3 protein-coding genes are annotated in these 7,163 nt (G+C 72.7%); all 3 read left to right on the plus strand.

Annotated elements, in window-relative coordinates:
* The first annotated feature begins 4 nt into the window (after positions 1-4).
* The gene (locus tag ABIC61_RS16985) at positions 5-2,035 is read left to right on the plus strand and encodes a glycogen debranching protein (protein WP_354030865.1); all 2,031 of its coding nucleotides are present in this window, start codon (positions 5-7) and stop codon (positions 2,033-2,035) included.
* 378 nt (positions 2,036-2,413) lie between these two features.
* Complete coding sequence (locus ABIC61_RS16990) at positions 2,414-4,414, plus strand: alpha-1,4-glucan--maltose-1-phosphate maltosyltransferase (RefSeq protein ID WP_354030866.1); 2,001 nt, start codon at positions 2,414-2,416, stop codon at positions 4,412-4,414.
* Positions 4,411-7,047: a 1,4-alpha-glucan branching protein GlgB gene (glgB, locus tag ABIC61_RS16995; protein WP_354030867.1), complete on the plus strand. Its 2,637-nt coding sequence runs from the start codon at positions 4,411-4,413 to the stop codon at positions 7,045-7,047. The genes ABIC61_RS16990 and glgB overlap by 4 nt, the downstream gene beginning before the upstream one ends.
* Positions 7,048-7,163: the final 116 nt, after the last annotated feature.

A 7,163-nucleotide genomic window follows, 5' to 3' on the forward strand; every position in this document is an offset into this window, starting at 1 on the left:
GGGCATGCACGAGACCGCGATCGACGAGACCCAGGGGTTCATCCTGGGGGCCGGTGTCCCGCGGTTCTCCGTCCGCTCCGCCTCGGCGACGGCCGTGTCGGTCGTGGTCGACGGCCGCGGGACCGTCCCGTTGACGCAGTCCGGCGACGTCTGGAGCGGCGAGGTCCCCGGTGTCGAGGCGGGTGACACCTACCACCTGCTCGTCGACGGACCGGCCGGCCCGCGGCACGCGTTCGATCCCACCCGTCCGCTGCTCGACCCGTACGCCCGCGGGATCGTCCGAGGTGCGGACTCGCGGTGGACGGGCGTGGTGGTCGACGACGCGTTCGACTGGGGCGGGGTGGTCAAGCCGACGACGCCGCTCGACCGGACCGTCGTGTACGAGGCGAACGTCCGGACCCTGACGGCCGCGAACCCCGCCGTCCCCGAGCACCTCCGCGGCACGTACGCCGGCATCGCGCACGAGAGCACCATCGCGCACCTGCACCGGATCGGTGTGACCACGCTCGAGCTCCTGCCGGTGCACGCGTTCGACACCGAGCGGTGGCTGCGGGACGCCGGACGCGAGAACGCCTGGGGCTACAACACCCTCGGCTTCTTCGCGCCGCACACCGCCCACGCCTCCCCCGGCGCGCGGGCCGAGGGTGCGTCGGCGGTGCTCCGGGAGTTCAAGGGCATGGTCCGGCTGCTGCACGCCGCCGGGATCCAGGTCGTGCTCGACGTCGTCTACAACCACACCGCCGAGGAAGGACTCGGCGGCCCCACGAGCTCGCTGCGGGGCATCGACGGGGCGAACCGGTACCGGTGGGCGAGCCTTCCGGACGGCGAGCCGGCGGCCTACTACGACACGACCGGCTGCGGGAACACGCTCGACACCTCGGTCGAGGCCACGGCCGACCTGATCGTCGACAGCCTGCGGTACTGGGCACGGGACGTGCAGGTCGACGGCTTCCGCTTCGACCTCATGGCAGCGCTCGGCCGGGATGCCGACCACGTGTTCGACCCGGCGCACCCGCTGCTCGACCGGATCCGGAACCACCCGGACCTGCAGGACACGCTCATCATCGCCGAGCCGTGGGACGTCGGACCCGACGGCTGGAAGACCGGGTCGTTCGGCACCCGCACGAGCGAGTGGAACGACGGCTTCCGGAACACCGTGCGGCAGTTCTGGCTCACCGACATCGCCGAGGAACGCCGGAACGGTGCCCCGGCGCACGGCATCGGCCGGCTGGCTGATGCGTTGACGGGATCGAGGAGTCTCTTCGACACAGCACGCGGACCGCTCGCCGGCATCAACTTCGTCACCGCCCACGACGGCTTCACCCTGCTCGACCTGGTGTCGTACGACGGCAAGCACAACGAGGCGAACGGCGAGGAGAACCGGGACGGCTCGAACGACAACCGCTCGTTCAACCACGGGATCGAGGGCGACACCGCCGACCGGGGGGTCCGCGCGGCCCGTGGACGGTCGATGCGGAACCTCGCCGCGACCCTCATGCTCTCCGCCGGTGTCCCCATGTTGACCGCCGGTGACGAGCGCAGCCGCACGCAGCACGGGAACAACAACGCGTACGTGGTGTCGGACGACCTCACCCCGGTCGACTGGTCCGACGACGAGGACGCCGAGGCCATGACGTCGGCCGTCGCGTCGTTGGCACGGCTCCGGGCGGCGCACCCCGCGCTCCGGCCGACGCGCTTCGGGGTCGAGGGGCAGGAGACACCTGGAGCCTCGCGGATGTCCTGGTACGGGCCGGACGGGCAGCCGATGACGCTCGAGGGCTGGGACCAGCCCATCCACCGCGCCCTGCAGTACTTCGCCGAGTCGACGCCAGAGCACGAGCCGTTCGACCGGGTCCTGGTGGTCGTGCACGGCAGCGGGCGCACGCGCGACATCACCTTGCCCGTGCGCGAGGACGTGGTCGGGTACCGCCTGGCGTGGTCGAGCGAGAAGCACCGGGACCACGAGCGGCTCCGGCCGGCCGGGCAGGTCTTCACGGCGTACGGCCCGGGGATCCACGTCTTCGAGATCGCCTGACGGCGGGTCGGACTGGAGGCGCGGGGGGGGGGCCCCCCCCCCCCCCCCCCCCGGCCCCCCCCCCCCCCCCCCGCGCCCCCCCCCCCCCCCCCCCCCCCCGGGGCCCCCCCCCCCCCCCCCCCCCCCGGGGGGGCGCGGGCGGCGCCGGGGCCCCCCCCCCCGGGGCCGCTCCCACCGGGCGGGGGGGGGGCCCGCGCCGGGGGCGGCCCCCCCGGCCGCCCCCCGCCCCCGAGACCGCCCGGGGGGGGGCGGGGCGGCGGGGGGCGGCCCCCCCCCGCGCCTCCAGTCCGTCCCTCCACAGCTCCACGGCGCGCCCGGCTCTCCACAGACGGCACGTTCCGGGGAACGCGGAGGCCCTCGCCGGGTAGCGTCGGCTCCGTGGCCACCGCAGACCGACCCCGCCGACCGAAGATCGGGCGCATCCCGATCACCGAACTCGCCCCCAGGACGCCGAACGGATTCCCCGGCAAGGCGTTCGACGGCGAGGTGATCACGTTCGGCGCCACCGTCTTCCGCGAAGGACACGGCGTCATCGGCGCCGACCTCGTCCTCGAACGACCGGACGGGGGCACCAGGACCGTGCCGCTCCTGTTGGTCGCCGCCGGCACCGACCGGTACGAGGCGACGGTGCAGGTCGACCACACGGGTGTGTGGACCTGGCACGTCGAGTCCTACGCCGACGACTGGGCGAGCTGGCTGCACGGCGCGCGGCTGAAGATCGCCGCCGGCGTCGACACCGAGGCGACCCTGCTCGACGGCGCCGTGCTGCTCGATCGCCTGGCAGCGGAGACCGACTCCCCCGCGGCCACCCGCGCCGCCGAACGCATCCGCGACACCGACCTCGACCCGGCCGAGCGCCTCGCCGCGGTCGACGACCCGCGCATCACCGCCGAGGTCGAAGAAGCGCCGCTGACCTCTCTCCGCACCCACTCCCCGACGCAGCTGCTCGACGTCGAGCGGACCCGCGCGGGCGTCGGCGCCTGGTACGAGTTCTTCCCCCGCAGCGAGGGCGCGAAGAAGAACGCCGACGGCTCCTGGAAGAGCGGCGACTTCCGCACCGCGGCCCGCCGCCTGCCCGGGGTCGCCCGCATGGGCTTCGACGTCGTCTACCTGCCGCCGATCCACCCCATCGGGACGACCGCACGCAAGGGGCCGAACAACACCCTGACCCCCGGGCCGCACGACCCGGGCAGCCCCTGGGCCATCGGTGGGCCGGAGGGCGGACACGACGCGATCCACCCCGACCTCGGCACCGAGGACGACTTCCGCGACTTCGTCGAGACGGCGAAGAACACCGGGATGGAGGTCGCCCTCGACTTCGCGTTGCAGTGCTCTCCCGACCACCCGTGGGTCGCCGAGCACCCGGACTGGTTCACCCAGCGCGCCGACGGTTCGATCGCCACCGCCGAGAACCCGCCGAAGCGCTACCAGGACATCTACCCGATCCAGTTCGACTCCGACCCCGAGGGCCTGGTCACCGAGGTCCTCCGGGTCCTGCGCCACTGGATCGCCTTCGGCATCCGGATCTTCCGCGTCGACAACCCGCACACCAAGCCGCTCTGGTTCTGGGAGCGCGTCATCCGCGAGGTCCGCGACGAACACCCGGACACGGTGTTCCTCGCCGAGGCGTTCACGCGCCCGGCGATGATGCGGGCGCTCGCCGAGGTCGGCTTCCAGCAGTCGTACTCGTACTTCACGTGGCGCAACTCCAAGGACGAGATCGCCGAGTACTTCGACGAGCTCTCCCACGAGACGAGTGCGTACCTGCGCCCGAACCTGTTCGTGAACACGCCGGACATCCTCACCGAGTACCTGCAGTTCGGTGGTCGCGCCGGCTACAAGATCCGTGCGGCGCTCGCCGCCACGGGCGCGCCGACGTGGGGCATGTACTCCGGGTACGAGCTCTTCGAGGACGTCGCCCGTCCCGGCTCGGAAGAGAACATCGACAACGAGAAGTACGAGTACAAGCCCCGCGACTTCGCCCTGGCCGAGGCCGAGGGAGCGAGCCTCGCGCCGTACGTCACGATGCTGAACCGGTTCCGGCAGGCGCACCCCGCGCTCCGCCAGCTCCGGAACCTGCACGTGCACGACGCCGAGGACCCGGCGATCGTCGTCTACTCGAAGCACCTTCCCGGCCGGTTCATCCGGTCGGGCCGCGACGACACCGTGATCGTCGTCGCGAACGTCGACCCCCACTCGGCCCGTGAGACCACGGTCCACCTCGACCTCGCCGCGCTCGGTCTCGACTCCGAGCAGGCGTTCGACGTCCGCGACGTCGTGACCGGCCAGCGCTGGGTCTGGGGATCGTCGAACTACGTCCGCCTGGACGCGTTCCAGGAACCCGTGCACCTGCTCGTCGTGGAGGGACCCCACCGATGACCGACACCCACCCCGAGGACGACGCACGGAAGGCCCGGGGCGACTCCCCCGGCGTGCCGGCGGTCCCGCCGCCCCCGCCGCCGGTCCTCCCGCGCCGCATGCCGTCCGACACGCCGCGTCCGACGCACCCCGCGCACCACGTCGCCGCCGAACGGGCGGACGCACCGGTGGCTCCGGAGTCGTACGAGGCCCGGCCGACGACGCCTCCGACGCAGCGGTACGAACCGCGCGTCTCCGCCCCCGGCGAGGACCTGCCCGGGGCGCCCGCCGCACCGCACGAGGCTCCCGACCGCGGAGTCGCGGAGTCTGCGACGCTGGCCGGCCATGCCTCCGACGCAGCGCACCCGCGGCACATCGCGGCCGAGGCCGTGGGCAGCGGCGCACCCGCAGCACCGTCAGCACCGACGGCGGCGCCGACACCCGGAGCCCCGTCGACGGCCGCTCCCGATGCTGCTGCCGAGCCGCGTCCCGCTCCGCTCGAGGACTGGCTCCGCCAGCAGGTCGCCGAGGCCCGCTGGTCGCAGCCGCACGACGTCCTCGGCCCGCACCCCGTCGACGGCGGCACGAGCGTCCGGGTGGTCCGCCACCTCGCGGACGCCGTCCGGATCGTCCGCCCCGACGGCGATGACATCGAGCTGACGCACGAGGGCGACGGCCTGTGGGCCGGAGCCGTCGCGGGCGGACTCGGTCGCTACCGGGTCGAGGCGGACTACGACTACGACGAGTCCACCGACACCGACGACGCGACCTGGACGACCGACGACGCGTACCGGTTCGCCCCGACGATCGGCGAGCTCGACCTGCACCTCTTCGGCGAGGGCCGTGACGAGCAGCTGTGGCACCACCTCGGAGCACACGTCACGACCGTGGACGGCGTCGACGGCGTCTCGTTCACGGTGTGGGCACCCCGGGCGACGGCCGCGCGCGTCATCGGCGACTTCGAGGGCTGGGAGGGCCGCACCACCGCGATGCGCCGCCTCACCGACCTCGGCGTCTGGGAGTTGTTCTGGCCCGGCGCGCTCGAGGGACAGCGCTACAAGTTCCAACTGCTCACCGACTCCGGCTGGGTGGAACGAGCCGACCCGTTCGCCCGCCGCACCGAGGTCCCGCCCCTGACGGCGTCCGTGATCACCTCGTCCGACTACACGTGGTCCGAGGGCGACGCGCAGTGGATGGAGCACCGCGCGAAGACGACCACGCACGACCGTCCGATGAGCGTCTACGAAGTCCACCTCGGCTCGTGGCGACCAGGGCTGTCGTACCGTGACGCCGCCGACCAGCTCATCGGCCACGTGCAGCACCTCGGGTTCACCCACGTGGAGTTCCTCCCGCTGTCCGAGCACCCGTTCGGCGGGTCGTGGGGCTACCAGGTCACCGGCTACTACGCCCCGACCGCGCGGTTCGGCTCCCCGGACGACCTCCGGTACCTCATCGACCGTCTGCACTCGGCAGGCATCGGCGTGATCATGGACTGGGTCCCCGGGCACTTCCCGAAGGACGAGTGGGCACTCGGCAAGTTCGACGGGTACGCGCTGTTCGAGCACCCCGACCCCCGCCGTGGGGAACAGCTCGACTGGGGCACGTACGTGTTCGACTTCGGGCAGCCGCAGGTGCGCAACTTCCTCGTCGCCAACGCGCTCTACTGGCTCGAGGAGTTCCACATCGACGGGCTGCGGGTCGACGCGGTCGCCTCGATGCTGTACCTCGACTACTCACGCACCGACTGGCTGCCGAACATCCACGGCGGGCGGGAGAACCTCGAGGCGATCTCCTTCCTGCAGGAGACCAACGCCACCGCGTACAAGCGCTACCCCGGCATCGTGATGATCGCGGAGGAGAGCACCTCGTGGCCGGGGGTCACCCAGCCCACGAGCGCCGGTGGGCTCGGCTTCGGCCAGAAGTGGAACATGGGCTGGATGCACGACTCGCTCCAGTACATCGAGCGCGAACCCGTGTACCGCAGCTACCACCACGACGAGATCACGTTCTCGTTCGTGTACGCGTTCAGCGAGCAGTTCACCCTGCCGATCAGCCACGACGAGGTCGTGCACGGCAAGGGCTCCCTGTACGGCAAGATGCCCGGCGACGAGTGGCAGAAGCTCGCGAACGTGCGTGCCTACCTGGCCTTCATGTGGGCGCACCCCGGCAAGCAACTGCTCTTCATGGGCCAGGAGTTCGCCCAGCCCACCGAGTGGTCCGAGGCCCGCGGCCTGGACTGGTGGCTGCTCGACGACCCGGGGCACCGGGGAGTGCAGGACCTCGTCGCGTCGCTCAACCGGGTGTACCGCGAGACCCCAGCGCTCTGGACGCACGACGCCACCGCCGACGGCTTCGAGTGGATCGAGGGCGGTGACGCACCGCACTCCACGCTCGGGTTCCTCCGCAAGGACGGCGACGACCGGCTGGCCGTCTTCGTGAACTTCTCCGGGGTCCCGGTGGAGCGCCGCTTCGGGTTGCCCACGGCGGGCGCCTGGCACGAGGTCCTCAACACCGACGCCGCGGAGTACGGCGGGTCCGGCGTCGGGAACCTCGGCGTCGTCACCGCGGAGGACACCCCATGGGCCGGACGCCCCGCGTCGGCGCACCTGGTGGTGCCGCCGCTCGGCGCCGTCTGGCTGAAGCTGGCGCGGTAGACGCGGTAGACGTACCTAGGAGACGGACTGGAGGCGGGGGGGGCGGGCCCCCCCCCCCCCCCCGGGGGTGCGGGTCTGGCGCGCCCAGGCCCCCGGGGCCCGGGGGCCGCGCACCC

Origin of the sequence: Curtobacterium sp. 1544 (assembly GCF_040544915.1) — a bacterium.
Lineage (GTDB): Bacteria > Actinomycetota > Actinomycetes > Actinomycetales > Microbacteriaceae > Curtobacterium > Curtobacterium pusillum_C.

Coding starts and splice junctions, on each gene's coding strand:
- ABIC61_RS16985 (WP_354030865.1), top strand. CDS start 5: ATGCACGAGACCGCGATCGACGAGACCCAGGGGTTCATCCTGGGGGCC.
- glgB (WP_354030867.1), top strand. CDS start 4,411: ATGACCGACACCCACCCCGAGGACGACGCACGGAAGGCCCGGGGCGAC.